Origin of the sequence: Methylobacterium oryzae (genome assembly GCF_036441375.1) — a bacterium.
Lineage (GTDB): Bacteria > Pseudomonadota > Alphaproteobacteria > Rhizobiales > Beijerinckiaceae > Methylobacterium > Methylobacterium oryzae_A.
In genome coordinates, this window is the sequence record NZ_MLCA01000001.1 from 1,622,630 (window position 1) to 1,646,587 (window position 23,958).

20 protein-coding genes and 2 pseudogenes are annotated in these 23,958 nt (G+C 71.9%); 10 read left to right on the plus strand and 12 right to left on the minus strand.

What is annotated here, in order from left to right; all coding sequences use genetic code 11:
* Window positions 1-103 precede the first annotated feature (103 nt).
* From MOTC310_RS07695 to MOTC310_RS07710, 4 genes are all read left to right on the plus strand, one after another.
* Window positions 104-1,993: a methylmalonyl-CoA mutase subunit beta gene (locus MOTC310_RS07695; protein WP_331301353.1), complete on the plus strand. Its 1,890-nt coding sequence runs from the start codon at window positions 104-106 to the stop codon at window positions 1,991-1,993.
* A 272-nt stretch (window positions 1,994-2,265) separates the two neighbouring features.
* Window positions 2,266-2,409, plus strand: a complete 144-nt coding sequence (locus MOTC310_RS07700; RefSeq protein ID WP_331301354.1) for a hypothetical protein — start codon at window positions 2,266-2,268, stop codon at window positions 2,407-2,409.
* A 134-nt stretch (window positions 2,410-2,543) separates the two neighbouring features.
* On the plus strand, window positions 2,544-2,993 hold the full coding sequence (locus MOTC310_RS07705; RefSeq protein WP_331301355.1) for a hypothetical protein: 450 nt from the start codon (window positions 2,544-2,546) through the stop codon (window positions 2,991-2,993).
* 48 nt (window positions 2,994-3,041) lie between these two features.
* Window positions 3,042-3,761 carry a glutathione S-transferase gene (locus MOTC310_RS07710; RefSeq protein WP_331301356.1) on the plus strand — a complete coding sequence of 240 codons (720 nt, stop codon included), beginning with the start codon at window positions 3,042-3,044 and terminating at the stop codon, window positions 3,759-3,761.
* 15 nt (window positions 3,762-3,776) lie between these two features.
* Here the strand turns inward: MOTC310_RS07710 and MOTC310_RS07715 are convergent, their stop codons facing one another.
* Both MOTC310_RS07715 and MOTC310_RS07720 read right to left on the minus strand, forming a co-directional pair.
* Window positions 3,777-5,534 carry a bifunctional protein-serine/threonine kinase/phosphatase gene (locus tag MOTC310_RS07715; RefSeq protein WP_331301357.1) on the minus strand — a complete coding sequence of 586 codons (1,758 nt, stop codon included), beginning with the start codon at window positions 5,532-5,534 and terminating at the stop codon, window positions 3,777-3,779.
* Window positions 5,531-6,436 (minus strand): annotated as a pseudogene (locus MOTC310_RS07720) (YifB family Mg chelatase-like AAA ATPase); the annotation flags it as partial. The pseudogene MOTC310_RS07720 and the gene MOTC310_RS07715, both read right to left, overlap by 4 nt.
* A gap of 226 nt (window positions 6,437-6,662) precedes the next feature.
* Between MOTC310_RS07720 and MOTC310_RS07725 the strand changes: the two are divergent.
* From MOTC310_RS07725 to MOTC310_RS07735, 3 genes are all read left to right on the plus strand, one after another.
* The gene (locus tag MOTC310_RS07725) at window positions 6,663-7,214 is read left to right on the plus strand and encodes a metallophosphoesterase (RefSeq protein ID WP_331301358.1); all 552 of its coding nucleotides are present in this window, start codon (window positions 6,663-6,665) and stop codon (window positions 7,212-7,214) included.
* An 85-nt stretch (window positions 7,215-7,299) separates the two neighbouring features.
* Window positions 7,300-7,515, plus strand: a complete 216-nt coding sequence (locus tag MOTC310_RS07730; protein ID WP_331301359.1) for a hypothetical protein — start codon at window positions 7,300-7,302, stop codon at window positions 7,513-7,515.
* Window positions 7,475-8,371 (plus strand): hypothetical protein, encoded by an 897-nt coding sequence (locus MOTC310_RS07735; protein WP_331301360.1) that lies wholly within the window; start codon window positions 7,475-7,477, stop codon window positions 8,369-8,371. The genes MOTC310_RS07730 and MOTC310_RS07735 overlap by 41 nt, the downstream gene beginning before the upstream one ends.
* A 43-nt stretch (window positions 8,372-8,414) precedes the next feature.
* Here the strand turns inward: MOTC310_RS07735 and MOTC310_RS07740 are convergent, their stop codons facing one another.
* A complete protein-coding gene (locus MOTC310_RS07740; protein ID WP_331301361.1) occupies window positions 8,415-8,711 on the minus strand; it encodes a hypothetical protein in 297 nt (98 codons plus the stop codon).
* Between the two features lie 175 nt (window positions 8,712-8,886).
* Here MOTC310_RS07740 and MOTC310_RS07745 point away from each other — a divergent pair, with 175 nt between their 5' ends.
* On the plus strand, window positions 8,887-9,654 hold the full coding sequence (locus tag MOTC310_RS07745) for a toll/interleukin-1 receptor domain-containing protein (protein ID WP_331301362.1): 768 nt from the start codon (window positions 8,887-8,889) through the stop codon (window positions 9,652-9,654).
* Between the two features lie 23 nt (window positions 9,655-9,677).
* On the opposite strand, the gene MOTC310_RS07750 is transcribed toward MOTC310_RS07745, so the two are convergent.
* The 9 genes and pseudogenes from MOTC310_RS07750 to MOTC310_RS07790 form a co-directional block, all read right to left on the minus strand.
* Window positions 9,678-10,034 (minus strand): hypothetical protein, encoded by a 357-nt coding sequence (locus MOTC310_RS07750; protein ID WP_331301363.1) that lies wholly within the window; start codon window positions 10,032-10,034, stop codon window positions 9,678-9,680.
* A gap of 45 nt (window positions 10,035-10,079) precedes the next feature.
* Window positions 10,080-11,198 (minus strand): DNA-binding protein, encoded by a 1,119-nt coding sequence (locus tag MOTC310_RS07755; protein ID WP_331301364.1) that lies wholly within the window; start codon window positions 11,196-11,198, stop codon window positions 10,080-10,082.
* Window positions 11,199-11,728: 530 nt separating this feature from the next.
* Window positions 11,729-13,087 carry a hypothetical protein gene (locus MOTC310_RS07760; protein ID WP_331301365.1) on the minus strand — a complete coding sequence of 453 codons (1,359 nt, stop codon included), beginning with the start codon at window positions 13,085-13,087 and terminating at the stop codon, window positions 11,729-11,731.
* Window positions 13,088-14,465: 1,378 nt separating this feature from the next.
* The gene (locus MOTC310_RS07765; protein WP_331301366.1) at window positions 14,466-15,101 is read right to left on the minus strand and encodes a hypothetical protein; all 636 of its coding nucleotides are present in this window, start codon (window positions 15,099-15,101) and stop codon (window positions 14,466-14,468) included.
* On the minus strand, window positions 15,080-15,766 hold the full coding sequence (locus MOTC310_RS07770) for a type II TA system antitoxin MqsA family protein (RefSeq protein WP_331301367.1): 687 nt from the start codon (window positions 15,764-15,766) through the stop codon (window positions 15,080-15,082). The genes MOTC310_RS07765 and MOTC310_RS07770 overlap by 22 nt, the downstream gene beginning before the upstream one ends.
* Before the next feature lie 160 nt (window positions 15,767-15,926).
* Window positions 15,927-17,135 (minus strand): RNA-guided endonuclease InsQ/TnpB family protein, encoded by a 1,209-nt coding sequence (locus tag MOTC310_RS07775; RefSeq protein ID WP_331301368.1) that lies wholly within the window; start codon window positions 17,133-17,135, stop codon window positions 15,927-15,929.
* 8 nt (window positions 17,136-17,143) lie between these two features.
* On the minus strand, window positions 17,144-17,443 hold the full coding sequence (locus tag MOTC310_RS07780) for a hypothetical protein (RefSeq protein WP_331301369.1): 300 nt from the start codon (window positions 17,441-17,443) through the stop codon (window positions 17,144-17,146).
* Window positions 17,444-18,277: 834 nt separating this feature from the next.
* Window positions 18,278-18,388 (minus strand): annotated as a pseudogene (locus tag MOTC310_RS07785) (DUF4396 domain-containing protein); the annotation flags it as partial.
* Window positions 18,389-18,414: 26 nt separating this feature from the next.
* Complete coding sequence (locus MOTC310_RS07790) at window positions 18,415-21,741, minus strand: DEAD/DEAH box helicase family protein (RefSeq protein WP_331301370.1); 3,327 nt, start codon at window positions 21,739-21,741, stop codon at window positions 18,415-18,417.
* A 286-nt stretch (window positions 21,742-22,027) separates the two neighbouring features.
* On the opposite strand from MOTC310_RS07790, the gene MOTC310_RS07795 reads away from it, so the two are divergent.
* Together MOTC310_RS07795 and MOTC310_RS07800 are read left to right on the plus strand one after the other, a co-directional pair.
* Window positions 22,028-22,672 carry a hypothetical protein gene (locus MOTC310_RS07795; RefSeq protein WP_331301371.1) on the plus strand — a complete coding sequence of 215 codons (645 nt, stop codon included), beginning with the start codon at window positions 22,028-22,030 and terminating at the stop codon, window positions 22,670-22,672.
* A gap of 91 nt (window positions 22,673-22,763) precedes the next feature.
* Entirely contained in the window at window positions 22,764-23,876 is a 1,113-nt protein-coding gene (locus MOTC310_RS07800; protein ID WP_331301372.1) for a hypothetical protein, read from the plus strand.
* The last annotated feature ends 82 nt before the right edge of the window (window positions 23,877-23,958 follow it).

Here is a 23,958-nt window from a genome sequence, read left to right on the forward strand (position 1 = left end):
GCTTGAGCTTTCCTAAACCATCGGGCGATTGCCAGCGGCGGAGCGTCGTGCGAGGCAATCGCGTGAAAGCGGTGCAGAAGACGCCGCGCCCTGGGACGTACCGATGGAAGACAGACCGCTCGCCGACCTCTTCGAGCCCGCAGACCGGGCACGCTGGCTCGGCCTCGTCGAGGGGGTCCTGAAGGGGGCCGATTTCGAGAAGCGGCTGGTGTCGCGCACGGCCGACGGCCTGCGGATCGAACCCCTCTACGCAGCGGCCGAGCCGGCGGCGCAGCCGGTACGCGCGCCGGGCCCCTGGCGGATCGCCCAGCGGGTCGACCATCCCGACATCGGCGCCGCCAACGCTCAGGCGCTCACCGACCTCGAGGGCGGGGCCGACGCCCTCGTGCTCGCTTTCGCGGGCGCGCCGGGCGCCCGCGGCTACGGCCTGACCGCCGCGAGCGTCGAGGAGCTCGACGCGGCGCTGAAGGGCGTGATGCTGCCGCTGATCGCCCTGCGGATCGAGGCCGGGGGCCGTGGCCTGGAGGTGGCCCGGCTCGTGAAGGCGCTGGCGGAGCGCCGCGGCGAGGATCTCGCGACATACGACCTCGACCTCGGGCTCGACCCCGTCGGCGTCCTGGCGGCTACCGGCAGCCTCGGGGCCGTATGGAAGGACATCGCCCCCCGGCTCGCCGAGACCGTGGCCGAGCTGGAGGCCGCGGGCTTCAGCGGGCGGGCCTTCCTGGCCGACGGCCGGCCCTATCACGAGGGCGGCGCCGGCGAAGCGGCGGAACTCGGCGCGGTGCTCGCCACCGCCGTCGCCTACCTGCGCGCCCTGGAGGCTGCCGGTCAGGATCTCGCGAGCGCCCGCGACCGCGTCGCGATGCTGCTGGCGGCCGATGCCGACGAGTTCGTCACCGTCGCCAAGTTCCGCGCCATGCGGCGCCTCTGGGCGCGGGTCGAGCAGGCCTGCGGCCTCGATCCGCGGCCGCTGCGCCTCCACGCCGAGACCGCGTGGCGGATGATGACCAAGCGCGACCCGTTCGTGAACATCCTCCGGACCGGCATGGCGGCGGCCTCGGCCGGCATGGGCGGCGCGGACAGCGTCGCGGTCCTGCCCTTCACGCAGGCCCTCGGCCTGCCCGACGCCTTCGCCCGGCGCGTGGCGCGCAACAGCCAGATCGTGCTCATCGAGGAATCGCATCTCGCGCGCGTCAGCGACCCCGCGGCCGGCGCCGGCGGCTTCGAGGCCCTGACGGCCGAGCTCGCCGAGGCGGGCTGGGCGGCGTTCCAGGCGATCGAGGCCGAGGGCGGCATCGTCGCCTCGCTCAGCGTCGGCAAGCTCCAGCGGCGCATCGAGCTGACCCGCGAGGCCCGGGCCAAGGCGGTGGCGACTCGCCGCGAACCGCTCACAGGTGCGAGCGAGTTTCCGAACCTTCCCGAGAAGCCGGTCACGGTTCTCGACGTGCCGCCCGTGTCGGCGGGGCGCGGCTCCAATTTCGGTGCGGGCTCGGCCGTCGCCTGCGACGCGCTGCCGTCCCAGCGCCTCGCGGAGCCCTACGAGGCCCTGCGCGACGCCTCGGACGCCTTCCTCGCCAAGACGGGGCGCCGGCCGGTCGTGTTCCTGGCCAATCTCGGCCCGGTGGCGGCCTTCAACGCCCGGGCGACCTTCGCGGCCAACGCCCTCGCGGCGGGCGGCCTCGAATCCCTGTCGAACGAGGGCTTCCCCGACGCAGAGGCGGCGGCGGCGGCGTTCCGGGATTCCGGCGCCAGCCTCGCCTGCATCTGCTCGACCGACGGGATCTACGCCGAGCGCGCCGTCGCGACGGCGGAAGCGCTCACCGAGGCCGGCGCCGGGCCCATCTATCTCGCCGGGAAGCCGGCGGACCTGGCTGAGCCGTTGAAGCAGGCGGGCGTGGCCGCCTTCCTGCATGTCGGCTGCGACCTGCTCGCCCTCCTCAACGCGGCGCTGCGCGCGGCCATGCGGACGCCCGCGCCGCAGGCGCCGCGCTGACGGGCGCCGATCGTCACGCGGCCCTCGGGCACCCAGGTCGGCAAGACATCCCGCCCCGCCGCCACCCTGCTCCTCGTCGGCACGCTTCCCGCCGCGGCCGCCCGCGCCGGGCCGCCCTGCCCGACCGGTTCGACGGCGCCTGGAGCGTCGAGATCGTCACCGGATCCGGGAGCTGCGACCGCGCCTATCGCTACCCGGTGCGGGTCGAGCACGGGCGGGCGCGCGTCATCGGGTCCGCCTCCGTGGTCGAGGGCGGGGTGGCGCGGAACGGGATGATCCGCGGATCGATCGTGAACGGCTCGGCCAAAGCCGACATGCGCGGACGGCTGGGCTCGGTCGGGTTCGGTGCCGGAACCTGGGTCGCGTCCGGGGGCCTCGTCAGCCGGGGCTGCCGGAACGCGGAGCGGCGCGGCTGAGACCGGTGTGGCGGTCGCGAAACGGTCCGGATCTTGCCCTGAATCGGGCATCCGGACCGCGCCGCCAGCCCCGATCCCGACGCAATCATGAGCGAGAGCTGAACACGGTTCGGACACCCGACGAGGCCGCCCGTATGAAGACTTCGATCCTCGCCACCTTCGCCGTCCTCGCGCTCGTCTCGGCTGCCGAGGCGCGGCCTCACCGGCACCCGGTCGCCCCGAAGGTGAACGCGGCGGAGGCCGAGAAGGTGCTGGCGCCGCTGCGGCAGGCCGCCACCGCGTGCTTCGCCGATACGGTGCTGTCGAACCCGAAGGCCACCGCCGAGGCGCGCGCCGGCCGCTGGTACGAGGCCGTCGGCATCACGGGCTTCCTGTGCCGCCCGGAGGTCGCCGCGATGATCCAGGCCCACGACAATCTCTACGGCGCGAAGACCGGCGAGCGCTACTTCAAGGGCGCCTACGTCAAGCATCTGGACCAGCAGCTCGCCGAGCGCCTCCAGCCGATGTTCGCCCGCAAGGCCGTCGCCAGCGCCGAGCCGCCGGTCGAGAAGGCCTCGGCCGAGGAGCCGGGCGAGAATAACTGAGCGGGAACCGACCAAGCCCGCCGCGCCTTCCCCGACCCGGAGGCGGCGATGCCCTACGAACTCCATTACTGGCCGATGATCCAGGGGCGCGGCGAGTTCGTCCGCCTCGCCCTCGAGGAAGCTGGCGCCGACTACGTCGACGTCGCCCGCCGGGACGACGAGGCCGGCGGCATCGGGCCGATGCTGGACCGCCTGTCCGATCCGGACGATCCGCGGCCGCCCCTGGCTCCGCCCTTCCTGCGCGACGGCGAGATCGTGATCGGGCAGAGCGCCGCGATCCTCCTGTATCTGGGGCCGCGGCTCGGGCTCGTGGGCGCGTCGGAGCGCGACCGGATCTGGACCCACCAGCTCCAGCTCACCGTCGCGGACGCGGTCGACGAGGCGCACGACACGCACCATCCCGTCGGCGTCGGCCTGTACTACGCGGATCAGAAGCCCGAGGCGCTGCGCCGGGCGGCCGAGTTCCGGGTCGCGCGCATCCCGAAATATCTCGGCTATTTCGAGCGCGTGCTGGCGGCCAATGGCGGCGCGAGGCTCGTCGGCGCGGACCTCTCCTACGCCGACCTGTCGCTGTTCCAGCTCGTCGCCGGCCTGCTCTACGCCTTCCCCAAGTCCACCGCCGCGGCCCTGCGGACGAACCCGCGGGTGGCCCGGCTCCACGAGACCGTGGCGCAGCGCCCGCGGCTCGCCGCCTATCTCGGCAGCGAACGCCGGATCCCGTTCACCGAGGACGGCATCTTCCGCCGCTATCCCGAACTGGATCCCTGAGGCGCGATCCGGGATTCACCGCCGCGGGCCGGCGATCAGGATCGCCGCGAGCACCAGCGCGACGAGCCCCAGCACCAGCGACAGGAGGCGCCAGAACAGAAGCGGGTCACGCTCCAGCAGCGACGCCCGCCGGCCATCCGTGAAGGCCGGATTGGGGTGGCGCAGGTCGTGGACGAAGGCCGACAGCGCCGCGTAGCGCCGCAGCGGGTCGGGGTGAACGGCCTTGCGGAGCGCCCCGTCGACCCAGACCGGCAGGAGCGGGCGCACCGCGAGGGCCGACGCGTAGCGCAGCCGCCGCTGGGCCGCGCGGGTCCGGGCGCGCGGCACCGCGTCGCCGTAGGGCAGCCGCCCCGTCAGCATCTGGTAGGTCATCACGCCGACCGCGAAGACGTCCGACTGGGCGGTCCCCGGGACGCCGAGGAAGCACTCGGGCGCCGTGTACTGCACCGTGCCGAGGATCTCCGTCGTGTCGATCCGCGGGTCGCCCTCGACGACGCCGGCGACCTGGGTGGCGCCGAAATCGATGATCTGGACCGTTCCCGCGGCGTCGATCAGGACGTTGTCGGGTCGCAGGTCCTGGTGGACCATCTCCCGCCGGTGGAAGGCCTGGACGCCGCGGGCGAGTTGCTCGACGAGGCCCCGCACCGCCTCCAGCTCGGGCGCGGCGTGGTCGCGCATCCACTGGGTCAGGGTCTGGCCCTCGACGTAGCGCATCACCGTGTAGAGGTGGCTGCGGCGGCCGGTCCGGGGATGCGCCTTGAGAACGTGGGGATTGTCGATCCGCCGCGCGATCCACTCCTCCATCACGAAGCGCTTCCGCTGGGCCGGGTCGTCCCGCAGGTCGAGGGACAGCACCTTCAGGGCGACCTGCGCGCCGGTCTCCGCCTCGACCGCCAGGTAGACGCGGCTGCGCGGACCGGAATGCAGGATCCGCAGCAGCCGGAAGCCGTCGAGTTCCGCGGGCGGGTCGAGGAGCGGCGCGGGGTCCAGCCCCTCGGCCTCGCCGAGGAGGTCCGTCGGCTCGCCTTCCGGCACGGTCTCGACCCGCACGATCTGGATCGTCAGGTTGTCCGGACTGCCGGCCGCCAGGGCCATCTCCACGATCGCCCGCGCGGCCGCGTCGAGGGTCTCGGCCTGCGCGATGGCCGCCACCATGTCGCGGGGCCGGACATGCTCGTGCACACCGTCGGTCGTCAGCACGAAGGTGTCGCCCGCCTCGATGCCGACCGCGTGGTAGTCGATCTCCAGGCGGGCCTGGGCCCCGAGGGCGCGGCCGAGATAGGATTCCGCCGCGGAGACCACCACGCGGTGATCCTCGGTGAGCTGTTCGAGGGATTTTCCGGAGACGCGCCAGATCCGGGCATCGCCCACGTGGAAGAGGTGGGCCACCCGCGCTTTCAGCACGAGGGCGTCGAAGGTGGTGACGTGGCCCCGGTCGAGATCGTTCGGGTCGGCGCCGCGCCGGGTCTCGGCGTAGAGCCAGGAATTTGTGGCCGCGATCACCCGCTGCGCCGAGGTCTTCACCGACCACGTGTCCGGCGTGGCGTAGTAGTCGCTGAGGAAGCTCTTGACCGCGGTCTCGCTCGCCGCGGCACCGGCCGCGCTGCTGCTGATCCCGTCGGCGAGCGCCACCGCGACGCCCTTGAGGCCCAGAGCCGGCTGGACCGGAACCAGCGCGCCGTTGAAATCCTGGTTGGCCACCTTGCGGCCGGCGCTGCTGTGCTGGCCGATCGTGACCGTGAGGCCGGCCGGGCCGTCCGGGCCGGCGCTCAAGCGGCGGCCGCCGCGTCCTCGCCGCGGCCCCGGTACGACAGCGCCTCCGCGAGGTGGAACCGGCGCACCTGCGTCTCGCCGTCGAGATCGGCCAGCGTCCGGGCGACGCGCAGGGTCCGGTGAAAGCCGCGCGCGGAGAGCCGCATGGTCTCGGCCGCGTGCCGGATCAGCGCCGTCCCGTCGGCGTCCGGGCTCGCGATCTCGGCGATGAGCGTGGCCGGGCAGGTCGCGTTGGTGGTGGAATCCGGCAGACCCCGCGCGGCGTAGCGCGCCCCCTGGAGCGCGCGGGCCGCCGACACCCGGGCGGCCGCCTCGCGGGAGCCCTCGGCGGGCGCCGGCAGGATCAGGTCGGCGGCCGTCACCGCCGGCACCTCCACGCGCAGGTCGATGCGGTCGAGCATCGGGCCGGAGATCCGCGCCTGGTACTGGGCCATGCAGCGCGCGTTCGGCCCCCGCCGGCAGGCGTAGCCCGGTTCGAGGCCCTGGCCGCAGCGGCACGGGTTCATCGCCGCCACGAGCTGGAAGCGCGCCGGGTAGGTGATCCGGTAATTGGCCCGCGCGACCATCACCGCGCCGGATTCCATCGGCTGGCGCAGGCTGTCGAGCACCTGCGGGGCGAATTCGGGCAATTCGTCCAGGAAGAGCACCCCGCCATGGGCGAGGGAGACTTCGCCCGGCCGCGCGCCGAGCCCGCCGCCCACGAGTGCCGCCATCGAGGCGGAGTGATGCGGCTGCCGGAACGGCCGGCGGTCGGACAGGGCCCCGCCCTTCAGCGCGCCGGCCACCGACTGGATCATGGAGATGTCGAGCAGCTCGCGCGGCGTGAGCGGCGGCAGGATCGAGGGCAGACGCGAGGCGAGCATGGATTTGCCCGAGCCGGGCGGCCCGTTCATCAGCATGTTCGGGCCGATTGTCATGGCTCCGCGCGTTGCCTGCGACGGCGTCCGCCGCAAGTCTCGCCCAGGCTCGGAACGCCGGGTCGGGCCTTGCCGGCAGCCTCGGCCTTTCCCAGATGCGGGCTCCCGCCAAACCGAAAGCGTTGACCTCATGATAGCCGCCGCGCCCCACCCATCCCGCTGACCGTGGAGCGCCGCATCAAGCCCGGCCTCCGCCCATTCCGGAGGTTTCATGCCTAACACGTTCTTCACGAGCGACAGCCATTTCGGGCACGCTTCGGTTCTGGCGCCGAGGATGGACCGGCCCCGCCCTTTCGCCACCATCGAGGAACACGACGAGGCCCTGGTCGCCGCCTGGAACGCGGTCGTCAGGCCCGACGACGTCGTCTGGCACCTCGGCGATTTCGCCTACCGGTGCGACCTCGCTTACGCGGCCTCCATCAGGGCCCGGCTGAACGGGCGCATCCGCCTCGTCCGCGGCAACCACGACGAGCTAGGCAAGCGCCTCGACTGGGACGGCCCGGTCGTCGACGTTCAGCGCGTGTTCGTCCAGGACCCGGGCATGCCCAAGCCCCAGGCCGTCTGGCTCAGCCACTACGCCCACCGGACCTGGCCGCACGAACGGCATGGCGACCTGCACCTCTACGGGCACTCCCACGGCAGCCTGCCCGGCACCCGCACCAGCCTCGACGTCGGCGTCGATTGCTGGGACTGGGCCCCGGTCCGGTTGGGACGTATCCTGAGCCGCATGGCCGCGACCCGGGCACCCGTCCCGGCCGGTTGATGGGCAAGCGTCCTCCGGGGCGCTCGTCGGGGACGCATGCTTGTGGTAAGCTGGGCCAGCGACCAACATCAACGGAGCACGGAGCATGCGCATCGTCGGCGAACTTCGCCTGCCGTCGGCCGGAATGAGGGGACCTACCCCTCAGGAAGTCGAGGCCAGCGTGGAGAACGCTCGTCGGATGCCCCGCGTGATCCCGATGGGCGTCTATCGCTACCGCTCGCATGCGGAGGCCAACGCCGACATGGACCGGTGGACAGTCGATGCAATGGTGGCGCGATCTAAGGAACTGGCTCGCCGATAGGATCAAGGCGCCTCCCGCAGAGACCGAGGCGCACCCCGTCGACGGAACGGACACGGCCCGCGGCGCCACCTGGCACGACGTCTACCTGACGGCCCGCCTCATGGAGAAGCACGGCGTCGAGTATGCCCTCATCGGCGGCTACGGGCTGGCCTACAACGGGCTCGTCAGGCAGACCGGAGACGTCGACTTCATCGTCCGGGACACGGTCGAGAACAACCGGCGATGGGTCGCCGCGATGTGCGACCTGCCCAGGGGGCAGGGAAAGGCGTTGCTGGAGTTCGGCGACGAGCCCTTCCCGAACGAACCCCCGTACGACGACGAGAGCCGCACCGTGCGGATCGTCGACGAGTTCGTCGTCGACATCCTGCCCACCGCCTGCGGATGGTCCTACGAGGATCTCCAGGGCTTCATGCGGTTGCACGAGAAGGACGGCCTGAGCATCCGCGTCCTGGATCTCGCCGGTCTCCGCCTGACCAAGCAGGGCATGCGCGACAAGGACCGTAGCGACCTCTTCCACATCGAGGCCACGCTCAAGGCGCTGGACGGCGACCTCGATTGGCACGCGGCGGCCATGGACAGGCGCCATCACTCCGCCGAACCGCCCCCGAGGGGCGACGCCATCGTCCTGAGGCTTCCCGACGACGACGCCGGGGAGACGGAGAGCCGGACGCTCGCGGAAGCCGTGTTCGACAGGGCCGCCCGTGCCGGAGGGGAGCCCGACGTCGACGTCGATACCCTCGCCCTCTACGGGGACCGGGACTCCCTGCTCGCGGCGCTGAGGGAGGAACCGCCCGTGACCGAACTCCGCGCATTCCTGGAGGAACGCGGCGTCTCGCTACCCCGTCACGGCGGATGATGCGGCTGGCCACGGTCCGTCCCCCGCATCCGGACTTGCGGCCTCAGACCTGGGCGACGATGCGCGCCATGCCCGCGTCCCCGCGACGGTAGCCCCGACGCGGCGCCCCCGACGCTTCCCCCGTCACCGCCAAGGCAAGCGCCTCGTCGAGGCGCAGCAACTTCCAGCCGGTGCGCTCGCCGCTCGCGCTGCCGCCCCGCACCTGCCAGACCCGCATCACCGCATGCCCCTGCCCGGTGAAGCCGCAGGCGTGGACCTCCACCACCCGGGCGTACCCGTCGTACCGCACCTCCAGGCACCGCCCCAGCACCAGCGCTTCCCGGGCCGTCTCCATCCGCATCGCCGCGCCCCCGCTCCCAGGCGCCCGGAAACCGTAACGCGTCACGGGTCACGTTACCCGAAACGCGTACGCCGCCGAGTCGAACCGCCATCGTCCCGGGCCGCCGACCACGCGCCCGAGGTTATCCCCTTAACGACGCGGAACAAAACGGGTTCGGGGCGCATGAATCCGGAACTTGGCCGGCAACCTCACGGGGGCTTCCATGCGCGCCCGCGCCCGCACGCACACCGAGAAGCCCGGCCCCGCGTCGAAGACGCCGGCGAAGGCGAAGCCTGGACCCCGCTCACCGGCCCGGCCCGCGACCCCGCGCCCCAAGCCGGAGAAGCCCGCGGTCCGGATCTTCGTCTCGTACTCGCACCGCGACGCCGACGCCCGCCAGAGGCTGGAGACCCACCTCGCCCCCCTGAAGCGCGAGGGCGTCGAGACCTGGTTCGACGGCGACATGAACGCCGGCGACAAGCTCGACACCGGCATCGCGCGGGCGCTGCGCAACGCCCACGTCTTCGTCGGCCTGCTCAGCCCCGACTACCTCGCGAGCAACTACTGCTGGAAGATCGAGTACAAGCGCGCCATGGGCCGCCGGGCGAACGGTACGATGCGCGTCGTCGCGGTCGTGCTGCGCCCCTGCGACTGGAAATCGACCACCGCGGCCGGCTTCAAGCTCCTCCCCGAGGACGGCAAGGAGGTCACCCGCTGGCGCAGCGCCGACGACGCCTTCCTCAACGTCGCGCTGGGCATCCGGCGGGTGGTCGCCGACGTCCGCAAGACCATGGCCGCGGCGCCGCCCAAGCCCGCCCCGAGGAAGCCGGCCGCCGCGAAACCCGCGGCGAAGCCGCCGACCAAGCCCGGCCCGAAGCCTCGCCAGAAGCCCGGTCTCGGTCGCGCAGGCGCAGGACCGGTCGCAAGGAAGCGCAACTCGCCGGCCAAGGGGCGCAAGCCCTGAAGGACCGGAGGCGCAAGTCGTCCCTAGACCGGTCCGGCCTTGTCTTCCGACCAGTCGATCCTGACGGTCGGGCCGGCCATGTCGACCTTCAGGCCGGTCCTGCCGCGCAGCGTTTGCGCCAAGCCGTCGAGGGCCGCCCGGCCCCAGCCGTAGACCTGCATCTCCAGGCAGGGTCGCTTGCATCCCGCCATCCTGGCCGCCTCCTCGACGATCCGGCCCAGGTTGGTCTCGGCGAAGTCGATCCCGGCGTCCCGTCCGTAAAGCTTCACGTCCCGGAAGAGGTCGTCGATGCGGGAGCCGCTGATGCTGTACATGGTGCTGCTCTGCAGCGCCCTGACGTAGGCCCCCCGGACCTTGGCGTTGATCTCCTGGGGCGTCATGGACCTCTTCCCTGGCGTGCCAGCCCAGGCCAACGGTGCCGGTCCTCAGCCGTTTCCTTCCGCCGTCCGCGCCGCGCTCAAGCCATCCCAGTGTCCCTCGACAGGGACCGCAGCGAACCGTCCGTCCGGCAGTTCCACGAACGGCCTTCCCTCGACGATGCGGCCCCTCAGCTTGTAGCGGACCCGACCCACCGTGATCTTCCTGTACCGCTCCGATGCCTCGACCCACCCGGGTCCCATCCCGTCAATGATCCCCTCGACCGTCATCGGCCCCACCTCAACGAGGAGATCGTGGATATCCTGCATGTATCGTCGCCAGAAACGACGGCTACCCATCGCCGCCGCGCCGTCGGCGGCGGATACATCCGCGTCCACCCCATCATCAGTGTCGGGAGCGGGCTCGGCCAGCCCGAACCGATAGCCGTCCAGCACCAGCCCCCCGCCCTCGACCAGGTGCAGCAGGTGATAGCGCAGCCATCCTTCCGTCAAGGGAAACCCGGCCAGTTCGCCATCCTGCTTCAGGCGGTCCGGCAGCGACTTGAACAGCGGGTGGACCGCCAGCGGCCCGCGCCGCCGGAACAGGTCCTCGACCGCGATCCGCACCTGCTCCCAGAAGGCGTCGGCCCGCTTGGCCAGCGATATCCCCTGCGCCATGTCGGCGAAGGGTGAGCCTTTCCATTCCCGTTCGGCTTCGGTGGCCAGGGCTTCCTGCGCCGGGGCCGCCCGAACGCCGCCGGACCCGGCCGGCCTCCGGTCCAACTCGGCCTGCAGGGCGGCGACCCGCTCCTCAAGGTAGTCGACCCGGTCGAGCGCCTCGTCGAGCACGTCCCTCTCCGCGGACCGGCGCCCCTCGGACTCCTTGAACTCCGCCAGCGTCGCCCGGGCGGCCTCGACCCGCGCCATCTCCAGCAACTCGCCCCCGAGGACGGCCAGCCGCCTTTGGAACGCCTCCGGCAGGTTCTCCCGCTCGATGACCGGGTGGTAGTCCTCCCGCTTCCGCCACATCTTCAACTCACGGGCGATGTCCGAGAACGACCCCTTGCCGAGCTCCTTGCGCACCGACCGGACCGAGACCCGTTCCTTTCGACCGTCCTTGCCCGCCGGCCGGGCCCGTATCCGGTCCGCCGCCTGCCAAACCCGGTTCACCGCAACCATGCCCGCCATCCCCTCCAGTCGGCGGCATCCTGCAGGAGGCGGATGAAGAAACGGTCGCCGGGCCGGACGAGGGGAAGCCAAGCGACAAGGGTGGACGCCGGTACCATGCCGTGTCCGACGAAGCCCGGGGCAGGACAGGGCCAGGCCAAGCGTCCGGCAATCCCGTTAACCTCGGGCATCCTCCGCCCTTGCCGGTTCGCGGTCCACGTGTTGGGATCGCCGCGCTCTTTGACATCGCCCGCAGCCGCACCGGCAACGAACCTCCCCGAGCGGGAGGGCAAGCCAAACCGTTCAAGTGCTCCCTTTAGCCAAGGGCACCTCCTCCCGCCTGCGGGAGGGCAAAACCATCCTCGCGGCTGATACCACCGAGGCCTCTACCCTCCTCCCGCGCGCGGGAGGGCAAACCCTGGGTCGTCGAGATCCGGCACAACCGAAACCAGACCTCCCGTCAGGGAGGGCGACCCGCCTCCACGACTCCCGGTCGCGAATCCATCATTCCGTGAAAGGAAAGCGGTACGACCGCTCGCCGGTCGCCCGGCTCATGCCCCTGGCCGCCTGGCAGGCCCGGCCGGGGCGCGGACAAGGCACCGACCGTCCGACCCGTCGTGCCACTCGAAGTCGAGCTCGACCAGACCGGAGGCCAGAACCAAGTCACGCACGGGATCGAACCTGACCGCGCTTCCCTCCTCGTCGGCGGCACGGAGCAACCCCTCAAGCAGCCCGGCATCCCCGTCCCGGAGGAACGCCGGGGCGACCTGGAGCTCCCCGGTCGCATTGACATGCATGTGCAGGGCAAGCGCATCGTCCCGTCGCGAGAGCCGGCGCATCGCGCGGTGGGCCGGCGTATCGAGGCCGCCGGGAACCGACGCATCGAGAAGCGCATCGGCGTCCTCAAGCGCGAGCGGTGTCCGAGCGCCGTCGAACGAGACGGCTTCGGCGCGACGTTCGAACCGTCCGGAGGCGGCGTCGAACCCGACGGACAGGACCAGCCCGACACCGGCGCGGGACAGCGCGAGATCCAGCCGGCCTCCGTGTCCCCCGCCCGGCGCATAGGACGCATCCCCGACCTCCAGGCCGGCATGCCGGCGGAGCAGGCGACCCGCGTCCGGCACGAGCGCTTCGTCGACCAGGTCGCGCGAGAGCGCCTTGGCGAGGCCCCGGCGCCATTGCGGACCTCCGCGGTCCGATTTCCGGGCACCGCGCGCAGGCGGCGCGAGGAGCGCGGCGGCCGTCCACCGGAACCCGGGATTGCCGGTCGCGCCCAACGGGCCCCGGTAGACCCGGTCGGCGAGCTCCTCGACCAAGGAGGCCAGGTGCGGCGACAACGCCGCCCGGGCCCGACGCTGCGCGAGCGCGAGGGCGCCCGGGAGGTCGGCAGGCCCCGTTGCATCCGAGGGGCGACCCGTCCGCGCCCCCGAGGCGACGCCCTCGACGTCGACGAGCGCCCGCAGGATGAGCGGCAGCGCCTCAAGATATTCCATGGCCCGCGCGACGTGCTCCCGTGTCCCGACGGCATCCTCGGGAATGCCTCGGGCGATCCGCTCCACGACGGCCAACACCTCCGCATGAGCCTTCATGGCGAAGTCCTTCGGCATCGCGTCGAGCACCTCGCGTGCCGCCGGGTGACGCGACCGGGCGAGCGGCGCGATGATGCCGTCCGTCCATGCCTGCCTCACGTGTTTGCGGACGGCTATCTGCAGCCCGGGTATCTTGGAGACCTGGAGACCTCCCCCGGACAGGGCCGCGTGCAGGGTCCCCATGGCCGTGTCGACGATGGGCCGCGTGTGGGGATGGGCCAGGGAGGAGATAGTCTGCCGTGCCTTCGCCAACCCGCCGGCGTCGACCCTCGACGGGGCGACGTCATTGGCCTGATGCCGGAATCCAGGGGTGGGATGCATGGCCGAAGGGTGTCCCAGGCGTGCGGGCGCCCGGGCGGGGTACGCGACCGGGCTCCGCACCGGGTGCGTGCGCGGATGCCGGGTCTTGCAGGTCCCGCACTCGGACGGCGCCTGGCGACCAGACGCATGGCCCATTGTGGGAGGTGCACGGTAAGTCACAATCCCCGATACCGCCGCCCCGCCACCGACGCATCGGGGCGGCATGCGACGGCTCATGGAAGCCACGCGCCAACCCCATGCGCATCATCGACTTCCATACTCGTCGAGCCCGCAAGTGCCACCCGGCGATCCCGTTAACGTTAGACGCCCTTCGCCCTTGCCGATCCGCCTCCCGCGTGTTGGGATCGCTGCGCTCTTTCACATCGTCGGCAGCCCCACCTACAAACAGCCTCCCCACGCGGGAGGGCAAACCCTACGAACTAGCCGGCCGGGACAACGATCTCGAAGCTCCTCTCGCCTGCGGGAGGGCGAACCCGTTGCTTGGCAGAGCGTCGTGGCCATCACGTTCCACGGACCTCCCGCACGCAGGAGGGCAAATCCGCTCCTTCCACCTGGTCATTGAGCCAAGGCCGCCACCTCCCCCGTCGGAGGGCAAACCCCTCGACCCTCTCATCGGAGGCGACACCCGCACCGTTCCTCCCGACATCGGGAGGGCAAACCTGCATCCTCGATAAAGGCCCGAGATCGCGCATCAGACCTTCCGCTTGCGGGAGGGCAAAACCCACGCCAGCACCGTAGTCAATTGAGGTGCTTTACTCCTCCCCCTGCGGGAGGGCAGACCTTCCTCCTCAATGCACACCTCGTCGTTGATGAGCACCATCCTCCCCATGAGGGAGGGCAAACCCGTCGCTTGGCAAAGGACCGTCGCGATCACCTTCGGCCCACCTCCCGCGCGCGGGAGGGCAAACCCCCTCGACCCCAACCTTGGCAACGCATGGTTCCCCTCATCCCGCCTGCGGGAGGGCAAAACCCACCCAAGCACCGCAGTCAATTGAGGTGCCTTCCTCCTCCCGCACGCGGGAGGGCAAGCCAAACCGTTCAAGTGCTCCCTTTAGCCATGGGCACCTCCTCCCGCTCGCGGGAGGGCAAACCGGACCGCCACGGCCTCGGCGTCGTATCCCGAGCGATCCTCCCGCCTGCGGGAGGGCAAGCCCATCGCCTGGCAGAGGATTGTCGCCATCACCTTCAGCCCACCTCCCGCGCGCGGGAGGGCAAATCTCGGCAAGTCGTTGATTACCTCTTCGACATGGCCCTCCTCCCGGCTGCGGGAGGGCAAACCAGTGATGATCCTCGACAAGCCGCATGCCGCGACGGCGCTCTCCGGCCAGGGCGCATCTGCCGTGGACGTTGGCGGCACCGGCAAGCATTCAACCCCAGCTCAACCCCCGGGGTCGTTCGCGGCCTCGACGGGCGCGGACACCGTCGCAGGCTGCTGGCTGACCATCCGGTCGAGGAGGTCGGGGCCGCCCCTACGCTCCCGCCACGTCCGGAACACGGCCAGCACCGCCTTGTCGGTGATGCCGAGCCGGTCCGGCCTGTTGTCGTCGAGGATGCGGCGCAGGCGACCGGGCACGCTGTTGTGCCAGAACTTGGTGTGGTTCGGACCCACCGCCCGGCCCATCTCCTGGTAGGCGCCGTTCCCCACCCATCGCAGCCCCTTCGCACCGAGGAGGGCCCCGATCTGGCTGGCCTGGAAGCCGAGCTCCAAGCCGATGCTCTTGGCGGTGCAGGTGTAGATCAGCGACGCCTCGGCCGCGACAGTGGGCAGGTCGGGCGAGGCGTCCGCCCCGCCGACACGGGCGAAGGCATCCTCGGCCTTGCCGGTCCGCACGCCGTGCATCTCGCCGACGAGTTGCTCGACGCCCTTGGTCAGACGCCGGATCATGTCGCCCCGCTCCAGCAGCCGCTCGCCCTGCTCCTTGATGCGGGCGGCCTGCTCGCGGTGCTCGGCCCGCAGGATCTCGTTCTGCTCGCGGAACTGGGAGGCGATGGTCAGCCCGACGTCGCGCAGCAACTCCTCCCGCTCGGTGAGGGGTTTCCTCTCCCGCGGGAGGTGGTGCAGCGTGCCCGCGGGCTTGTCGGTGATGCGGCGACGGCCTCGGCGCGTGTGCGATGGACCACCTCGAAAGCCTGGTCGGCCGCGATCTCGGCGATGCGGTCGTCGAGGATGCCGCCGCGCCGGCCGAGCTCGGCCCGAAGGGCGGCCCTGGCGCGCAGGCGCTCGTCGTGCTCGATGCGCGCGAAAACCTCTTCGGCCTCCGGGTTCTCGACCCCGGCATCGCGCATCAGGCGACGGGCGAGGTAAGGGTCGTCGGCGATGGCGCGGATGAACCTGTCGGCCGCCCGCGTCTGCGTGATCTTGCCCCGCTCCCAGCGGGTCCACGTCTTCGGGCCCGTCGAGAGGATCTGCTCCATGTCCGCCTGGCGCAGGCGGTACTTCGAGCGGATCGCGCAAAGGTCGGCCGCCGAGAGCAGGCCGTCGAGCTCGCGCTCGGCCGTGGCCACCGCGAGCTCGTGGGCGCCCGCCTGCGCGCCGCGGTAGCTGGCGTTGCCGCAGGCGGCGCAGACCATGCGCCGGTCCTCGTACGTCGCGCTGCGGCCGCCCCGGGTCAGGGTGACCGAATCGACCCGCTCCTCGACAGCGTGCTCGCCGCAGGCCAGGCACCGTTCGAGGGTCATGTGCGGTTGTCCTTCTTGAAGGAGGTGATGACCAGGAGGTCTGACCCGTCGGAGGCTTTCGACACCAGGAGCTTGAGGAACATCCGCTCCACGCACTCATCCACCCAGATGGAGTATTGACATCCTCCCCGCCCTGAAGGGCGGGGATTCCTACCGTGGGTCAGGCCGCGAGGGCCTGCCTCACCTCGGCGGGTTCCTGGGCCGACGCCCCCACGGGCGAAGTGTGTCCACAGGCTAACCGGGCGTGTCCCGCCCTTGCGATGTTGATCGAGCCGACGTCGTCCGCGTTCGCCTCGTACCCGCACGCCACGCACCGGAACACGGCCTGGCTCGGCCGGTTCTCGGCCGCGACGTGCCCGCACTCGGGACAGGTCTGGCTTGTGTACGGCGCCGGCACCGCCAGCAGCCATCCGCCGCGCCAATCCTGCTTGTAGCCAAGCTGGCGGCGGAACTCACCCCAGCCCTGGTCGAGGATGGCCTTGTTCAGCCCGGCCTTCTGCCGGACTTGACTGCCCGGCGCCTCGACCGTCCCGGCCGCGCTCGCGGTCATCGCCTGCATGTTGAGATCCTCGACGCAGACCACCGCGTGGTTCTTGCTGATGGTCGTCGAGGCTTTGTGCAGGAAATCGGACCGGATGCGGGCGATGCGGGCCTGTATCTGCTGGACCTTGGCCTTGGCTTTCTTCCAGTTTGCGCTGAACTTGACCTTCCGGCTCATCGCCCGCTGCGCCTTGGCGAGCGCGGCCTCCGCCGAACGGAACGCGTTGGCCGGCTCGATGACCGTGCCGTCCGACAGGGTCGCGAAACGGACGACCCCGACGTCGATGCCGACGAGGGTTGTGGCCGGGTGCACCGGCTGCTCGACCTCGCGCTCGGTCTGGACCGAGACGAACCAGCGGCCGGCGTGGCGCGAGACCGTGACCTGCCCGATCTCGCCGGCGACGAAGCGGGAAGCGCGGTAGCGCATCCAACCGAGCTTGGGCAGGTAGATGCGCCCGTTTGGCTGGTCGAGCCTGACGCCCTGCGGGTGGCGGAAGGCCTCGTCCTGACCCTTCTTCTTGAACCGGGGGAACTTGCCCCGGCCCTCGAAGAAGTTGCGGTAGGCGCGGTCGAGATCCTTCAGCGCCTGCTGCAGGACCTGGCTGTGGACCTCCTTGAGCCAGACGGTGGCGGCCTCGGCCTTCCAGCCGGTGAGGATCTTGCACAGGTCGGCGTAGGAGAGATGCTTATCGCCGGCGGCGTGCCGGGCCTTCCGCAGGGCCAAAGCCCTGTTGAAGACGTAGCGGCGGCATACGCAGGACCGGCTCATCAGCCGTTCCTGCGCGCCGTCTGGCCGGAGCTCGAACCGGTATGCTTGGACGCGAAGCACGGGGCAAGCTAGAACAGGGCGGGAACAAAGGCAAGGCGGCTGGCGCCGCCTGCGCTATCCATCCCCGCCTTGAAGGGCGGGGCCTTTCGCGCATTCCAGTAATCCGGCACCGTGGTCGGATGGTACTTTTCGGTCGGCTTCGTGTCGTAGCAGCGCGTCTCGCCGAGCTCGGTGCAGACGATGCCGAGCAGCTCGTGGTTATCCAGGCCATAACGCCGGAGCTCGTCGAGGACGGGTTTGTAGAACTCGCAGGTGGCCTCGTCGGAGGCCAGGGACCTCACCAGACTCAGCGCGTTGGTCGGCGTCATCCGGCCCCCAAGAGGTAGCACCGTGCTACCCGAACTTCAAGCGCGGCACAGTGCGCAGGCCAACGCGAGGCGCCCGTCACTGTTTCCCGGCTAACGGTTCGGTAAACGGTTTTCGCAGGCGGAACGGTCCCGCGCGGCCGACCTTGCCGGTGGCCGGCGCCGGTTGCCGCCGCGGGGCTGCCCTGGGCGCGACATATGGCATGCAGCCGCCCGTCCCGGCCTCGGCCCGGGTCGCGACTTACCGCGATGGCCGCAGTGCTCGGCGGAGGTGCATCGTGCCTTGCGCCCGGAGGTCCGAACTGAGCCTGCGGAGGATGACGTCCCGGACGATGCGCCCGGCCTGCGCATCCGAGGCGACCGGAGCACCGGGACCGCCGAGCGCTCGGACCAAGCGGACAGCCGGCATCCATGCCTCGAAGTCATGCGGATACCTCCCAAGGGGTATCGCCGTTTGCGGGCCGGAGACCGGCGCCGGTCCGCCGATCCATAAGACGTACTTCGACGGCCACTCCCACCGTGCTAAGCGGGCATTCCGGACCGACCGAGCGATCCGAGTGGCGGCCCCGACGGCAAGAACGCGCAGGAAGCCACGGCGCAACCACGCGCGAGGCTCGGCACGGGGCTTCAGGGGTGGCGCCCATGCTCCTGTCGACGTGCGAAAGCTGCGGGCGGGCGGTTCGTGCGGACACGTCGCGTTGCCCGGGATGCCGGACCGCCACCGGGGCGGGCATGCGCCCTCGCCCGAGCGATGCGCTTCACTGGGTCGCCATGCTCGCGACCGCGTGTGCCGTCGCCTTCTGGCTCTTCGTGATCCGGCGATAGGCGTCCGCCGGCCTACATCCGTTCCTTGATGCCGGCGCTCACGAGCCACCAGTTGACCGGGTAGCTGGTGAGGAAGCCCGCCACCATGGCGACCTGCATCGCGAACCAGAACTCGACCGAGTGATGGTCCCGCCGAACCCCTTGGCCACTCAAGGCGAGGGGGCGGCCCCGGAGAGTTCCCTGACGGAATCGAGGAACCCGGCGACGTCGTCCGGATGGACGGCCAAGCCGCCTTCCGGAAGCCGCTCGAAGCGCAACCCCTCCCGCCCGAGGAGCGACAGGGGCGAAGCGTCGTCGAGCAGCCCGTCCACCTCCTCGGCCACGAGGTCGAAGGCGTCCCACGCCCCCTCGACGGCCTCGTGCGCGCGCAGGTCCGCGAGGGGGACGTAGGGCCTCGGCACGGGGGCGCGCCGCTTCGGCCAGGTCCGCTTGCCGAACCATTCGAGCTCGTCCCGGTGGAGGCACCAGACGGCCTTCGTCGCCGTCCGGTACTCGAACCTCACGGGACGCGCGCCGTCCAGCACCGGCCCCTCCTCGGCCGCCGCCACCAGGGCCTGCCAGGACCGCCGGAAGGTCGGGTCGCTCTGGTGCTTCCCGAAATGGGCGGCGGCGTCGGCCATACCTTGCCACTCCTCGCCCTTGGGCCCGGCGGACCTGCGCCCGCCCGTCATGCGCCCGAGCGCGTCGACCTCGGAGACGTGAAGGCACGGGACGGGCTTGCCGCCCAGGAGGCGGGCCTCCATCCGCAACGCCACGCCATCCAGGACGGGGGGCTCCCCCGCCTCCAGGCATTCGAGGAGCGCGTCCCAGGCCTCGCGGAACCTGCCCCGGTCCGGGTTCTGGTTGAGGAGGGCGGCGACCTTCTTCGCGCTCAACCACTCGTCGGTCATGAGCCGGTCCCTGCCGCGCCCGATGGCGGCCGCGAGCGCGTCCATCTCGGACCGGTGCAGCCGGAAGGCGGCGACCTCCGACCCCTTGGCCATCGCGCCGCGCCACTCCCGGCCCGCCGCCCTGCCGACGCCGGTCTCCTCGTAGGAGCGCCGGATCTCCAGCCAGAGCTCCTTGAGCGCCGGCGTGGCGTACGGCGACGTCGAGATGGCCCGCCCCGCCTCGTTGATGGTGAGCCACTCCTCGGAAGGCTCGATCAGGCCGGCGACGCCGGTGAGCTGCGCGAACCACGCGATCTCGGCCCTGTCCAGCGCGGGGACGGGGTTGCCGTTCGCCCCGCGGACGAACCCGAACCCGACCCGGCGCCCGTCCCGGACGACCCGCCCGTCCCGCATGCAGTCCTCGACCATCCGGTCCCATTGCTCCCGGAACCGGGTCAGGCGCCTGCTGACGCCCAGCGCGCGCATCGTCTCCCACACCGAGGCCTGGTCGGCGCGCTTGGCGGGCAGCGCGGGCCCTTCGACGCCCAGGTGCCGGCGGAACACCTCCAACCCCCGCTCGTGCACGTGCAGCTTGGGCTTGCCGCCGTCGCGCATCAACCGGATCAGGGGGCCGCCCTCGAACGCGCCGAGCGTGCCGGCCATCGCCGCGTCCCAGACGGCGGAGAAGGCGGGGTGGTAGGGGTTGAGGTTGCAGGCGAAGGCGGCCTCGGTGCGCGTCAGCCATCCGGCCTGGCGCTCGGCGCCGAAGTCGTCCGGCGTGGTCCCGGCCGGCAGCGTCCGCCCGGACCGCTTGAAGACCTCGACGCCGATGCGGGGCACGTCGTCGACGTGGACGTAGAACGCGCGCTGGCGCTCGAACCTGTGGAAGCCCGCATGGACGGCGACGCCCGCGACCTCGGGGGTCAGGCCGGCCCGCGCCGCCTCCTCCAACTCGCCGAACAGATCCCTGAGGTGGGGGTCGTCCGTCGCGATGCCGATGGCGCGGGCGACCTGGACGCGGTGCAGCATGCCTTCCAGGCGCGGCGGGCCCTCGCGCTCGGCGAGCAGGTAGTGGACGCCCGCCAGGCTGCCCATGACCGAGAAGGCGTCCGCCCACCGCCCCGCGTCGACGGGCCCGCGGGGTCCCGAATCCCCGCCGGACCCCCGGGCCTCCTGGAGGCGTCCGATGGCCTCGTCCATCTCGGACGCGTCATCGCGGTCCTCCTCCCCGGCCGCCTCCGCCGGCCGGTCCCGCACGATCTCGCGCGCGAGCGCCGCCGCGTCCCGGCGCGGCGCGTCGTAGACCCGGGCCACCGACAGGTCGCCGATGGCCTCGGCGTAAATGCGCTGCGTGTCGAGCGGCATACCGTCGATACAGACCATCGCCTCGACGACGGAGGACATCTGGCGGGGGTCGAACCGGTCGAGCGCGGGGTCGAGGCGCCTGGCGCGCCCGCAGCGCTGGACGTGCTTGACCAGCGACGAGGTCGCGTCGAAGGCGACCACGCCGCGCGCCTGCGGCAGGTTCACCCCCTCCACGAGCACCTTGTCGTTGACCAGCGCCCGCAGGTGCCCGTCCCGCAGGTCGAGGAGGTTGGCCTTCAACGCGTCCAGGCCGTCGCTGCCCTTGACCCCGCGGGCCGGCATGCCCGCCGCCGTCATGGCGGCGGCGAGCCCCTCGGCCTGCAGGACGCCGTTGGCGTAGCCGAAGAAGGCCTTGTCGCGCAGGCGCAGGCCCGTGGCGGGCTCCTCGTAGGTGGCGAGGAAGCCAACCAGGGCGTCGTGCCCCGCCTTCCTGAGGATGGCGCGCCTGAGCGCCGGGTCGTCCGGCAGTGCGCCGACCACGTCGACGCGCAGGACGTAGTTGGCCACGGGGGAGATAATACCCTCGCGCCGGAGGCGCTCGTCCGCGACCTTGACGACCTCGTTCTCCGCGCCGAGCAGCGCATGGACGTTCTTGTTCGCGTCGAAGGCGGGCGTGGCGCTGAACGCCGTGACGACGGCGTGGTCGAGGAACCGGCGGATCAGGTCCTGCCGCAGGTCCGAGAGCCCGCGGTGGGCCTCGTCCATGACCACCGCGCCGACGTCGCCCGGGAGCAGCCTGCCGTCGCGGAGCATGTTGACGAAGAGATCGTAGCTCATCACCGTCACGTTGCGCGGCCGGTCGTCCGGCGCGAGGAGCCCGGACACCTGCAGGGCCGGGAAGCGCTCGCGGAACGTCTCGACGGTCTGCCGGATGAGGTGGCGCGAGGGCTCCAGCACGATGGTCGGGACCGCCAGGCGCGCGCCGCCCGCGTCGAGGCCGGTCGCCTCCACCAGCCTGACGATGACCTCGGTCTTGCCGCCCGCGGTGGGTATCACCGCCAGGGCGCGCGGGTCGCGCGCCGGGTCGGCGAGGTGGGCCGCGAACGCCGCCAGGGTCTCGGCCTGGTGGTCCCAGAGCGGTCGGCCGCGGGCGCCGGCATGCCCGAGCCCGGCGACGAGGTTGTTGCGCACCGCCTGCAGGGGGAGCGCGCGCAGCAGGTCGTGGACCTTGAGGTGCGTGCCCCCAAGGCCGGCGGCGCTCCCGCGCATCGCGTCCGCGAACCAGGACCCCGGGCTGCTCAATTCCTTGGCTCCGACGCGCGCGACCGCCTAGCGCCCAGTTTGGGAAGGACCGGGCAATCCACAACCCGGGCGCCATTGGTGACGACGCGACGCCTCGCCGGACGGTCGGCTCCGTCGGCGGACCACAGGCAACCGAACGCGCCGACGACAGGGCCCGGGACCCGGCCGGCCGGCGCGGCCCCAACCTCCGGGCTCGTCCCGGCACGGGCACGCCCTTGCCATTCCGGCGAAACCGGCGATCGTCTCCCGGTCAGGCGTGTCCGCCGCGTCATCCCGGAGGCGTCGCATGAAGGCCGGAAACCAGAACCGTGTCGTGCTGCTCGGGGAAGGCGGAACTCCGTGGGGCGTGGCCCTGGGACACGACTGCAAGGCGGAGCACGAGCACGGCTGCGCCGGGCTCCGCGCGTGGCTCGGCGTGGCGGAGGACGCCGTCACGGTCGAGGATGCCCTGTGCCGGCCGAAACCGGCCGGACCCGACTGGGCGTTCGTGCGGCACGACGACCCGAAGCTGGCCACCCTGCTCGTCCTCAACGACGCCTACGCCCGCGACTGGGCCGCCAAGCGGCGGGGGGTGCGCCGGAAGCACCTGCGCGACGGCGAGGGCTTCCACGACGCCTGGCAGGAGGATGACGCCCTCGCGACCGCCTACGACGAGGCGGGCGCTGCGCTCGCCGCGTTCCGGCCCGACGACAGGCGCCTGCTCGCCGACCTGGCGGGAGCCCTCGCCGCGGGCCGGCTCGCGCTCGCCGACGGGGGCGGCGTCGGGCCGATCCTGCTCCTCGCCGACCGGTTGCCCGCGAACGCGTTCCTGCTGTCCATCCAATACGCCGCCTTCGCCGCGGCGGAGGACGAGCAGGGAACGGGCATCGACTACGCGCGGCACCCGACCCGCCTGCTGGAGACCTGCGTGGGGTGGAGGCCCCTTCGGTAAGCGCGCCCCCGCCAAGGAACGCTCGCCCCGACGATGGAGGTCGCCGATGCATCCTGAGAGGATCGTGCACGTCAGGCACCCGTGCCCTGTCGTGTTGCGCCTCAAGCGCCACCGGACGCGGATGCTGTGGGACATCGTCGAGGAGACGCCGGTCGCCCTGAGGACGGTGTCCCCGGACGAGCTCGGCCCGCCCATCGTCGCCCCGACGCCAGAGGGCCCCCTGACCTGGCGTGCGTTCGAGGGAGCCCTCTGGTTCGAGCCGTCGGGCCGATCCCGCACCCCCTACGTCGCCGAGCCCTGGCAGCGGTTCGGCGTGGATGCCTTCGCGGCCTACCTCGAAGGCGGGATGTCCTGGGACCGCATCGACGTCACCGACGTCGGCAAGGCGCTGTTTCGCTCACCCCTGTTCGCCATGGGGCCCTGCGGGCGGCGCCCGACGCGGGGCGTGCCATGGGTCCCGGAACGGCTCGGCCCGTCCGGCACGCCGGTGGCCGAGGTCTGCGAGGACGGGCGCGCGGCGGCCGCGGAGGACCTGCGCCGGTTCATGGCGGAACGCGTCCTGGTGGTCGGCGACGCGGTCCTGCTCAGGACCTACGACCCGCTGGTCGACGTCGTTCGCGGCGAGCCGGTCCTGCAGCCCTTCCCGCAAGCCTGGCGCTGGGACGGGCCGGCGAGCCGGCGGGAGAGGCTCGGCTTCCGTCCGGATGCCTGCGACGACGGCCTGCGTTGGGAGGCCGGGAGCGGGGGCGAGCCGCGAAGGGTATGGCGGACGGGCTGGCTCGACGCCCTCGCCGGGACGCGTTCCGGTGGCGACACGGCGCGCCTGCTCGCCGAACTGGCCCTGTCCGGGCTCGACGAGGCCCTTGCGGAGATGCAGGGGAAGTGGACCTACTTCCTGACGAGGCCGGCGACCCCGGGCGCGGGCGAGGCCGTCGCGGACGCCTATGCGGCGGCCTCGCCCTGGATCGACAGGGCCTGGCAGGGCCGCGTCCGGCCCGAGGAGGCCCCTGCGGCCGTCGCCGTCGCGCGGCGGCTCCACGATGCGATGGTGGCCTGCTTCGAGCCGGTGTCCCAAAGGCCCGTCGCCCTCTGGCGCCTCGAAGCCCTGCTGCGGCGCTTCGAGGAGTACGAGTGGCCCTTGGCCCGCGCCCAGGCGGCGGACAACGAGGCCATCGCGGGCATCGCGTGGCCGTCGCCGGTCTGAGCGCACCGGACATCCCCCGCGTCGGGGGCATGCCTGTGCGCGCGGACCGTCCGTGCAGGTCGGGCCGCAGCGGACGTGGCCG

Bases quoted from the DNA above. Each gene is read 5' to 3' on its own strand.
- MOTC310_RS07760 (WP_331301365.1), bottom strand. From the start codon at position 13,087: ATGCATCCCACCCCTGGATTCCGGCATCAGGCCAATGACGTCGCCCCG.
- MOTC310_RS07705 (WP_331301355.1), top strand. From the start codon at position 2,544: ATGAAGACTTCGATCCTCGCCACCTTCGCCGTCCTCGCGCTCGTCTCG.
- MOTC310_RS07755 (WP_331301364.1), bottom strand. From the start codon at position 11,198: ATGGCGGGCATGGTTGCGGTGAACCGGGTTTGGCAGGCGGCGGACCGG.
- MOTC310_RS07725 (WP_331301358.1), top strand. From the start codon at position 6,663: ATGCCTAACACGTTCTTCACGAGCGACAGCCATTTCGGGCACGCTTCG.
- MOTC310_RS07780 (WP_331301369.1), bottom strand. From the start codon at position 17,443: ATGACGCCGACCAACGCGCTGAGTCTGGTGAGGTCCCTGGCCTCCGAC.
- MOTC310_RS07710 (WP_331301356.1), top strand. From the start codon at position 3,042: ATGCCCTACGAACTCCATTACTGGCCGATGATCCAGGGGCGCGGCGAG.
- MOTC310_RS07750 (WP_331301363.1), bottom strand. From the start codon at position 10,034: ATGACGCCCCAGGAGATCAACGCCAAGGTCCGGGGGGCCTACGTCAGG.
- MOTC310_RS07740 (WP_331301361.1), bottom strand. From the start codon at position 8,711: ATGCGGATGGAGACGGCCCGGGAAGCGCTGGTGCTGGGGCGGTGCCTG.
- MOTC310_RS07770 (WP_331301367.1), bottom strand. From the start codon at position 15,766: ATGACCCTCGAACGGTGCCTGGCCTGCGGCGAGCACGCTGTCGAGGAG.
- MOTC310_RS07795 (WP_331301371.1), top strand. From the start codon at position 22,028: ATGAAGGCCGGAAACCAGAACCGTGTCGTGCTGCTCGGGGAAGGCGGA.
- MOTC310_RS07695 (WP_331301353.1), top strand. From the start codon at position 104: ATGGAAGACAGACCGCTCGCCGACCTCTTCGAGCCCGCAGACCGGGCA.
- MOTC310_RS07700 (WP_331301354.1), top strand. From the start codon at position 2,266: ATGATCCGCGGATCGATCGTGAACGGCTCGGCCAAAGCCGACATGCGC.
- MOTC310_RS07730 (WP_331301359.1), top strand. From the start codon at position 7,300: ATGCGCATCGTCGGCGAACTTCGCCTGCCGTCGGCCGGAATGAGGGGA.
- MOTC310_RS07735 (WP_331301360.1), top strand. From the start codon at position 7,475: ATGCAATGGTGGCGCGATCTAAGGAACTGGCTCGCCGATAGGATCAAG.